This window comes from Stenotrophomonas sp. AS012628, from assembly GCF_010608305.1.
Lineage (GTDB): Bacteria > Pseudomonadota > Gammaproteobacteria > Xanthomonadales > Xanthomonadaceae > Stenotrophomonas > Stenotrophomonas geniculata.
Genome location: NZ_VMBJ01000308.1, coordinates 1 through 216, shown reverse-complemented (window position 1 = coordinate 216; position 216 = coordinate 1). Strand labels below are relative to the sequence as shown.

Sequence of the window (216 nt, the reverse complement as noted above, 5' to 3'; positions counted from 1 at the left end):
GATATCGCCGCCCTCGGGATAGAGGTCGGTGGTGATCATTTCCAGGGTCTCGCGGCGGCGCGGGTTCAGCGACAGGTCGAAGCCGGCGATTTCCGCCATGCCGCCGACGCGGATGCGCTGGTCGAAGCGGGTGATCGCCACCTTGTAGGTCTCGTCGAGGATGGTCGAGGTCGGCGCCATCTCCGGGTTGGTGATCGGCACGGTCAGCGAATAACC

Annotated in this window: 1 pseudogene; it reads right to left on the bottom strand. The window is 65.3% G+C overall.

What is annotated here, in order from left to right:
- A pseudogene (locus G5A07_RS22045) lies at positions 1-216 on the bottom strand (D-amino acid dehydrogenase); the annotation flags it as partial.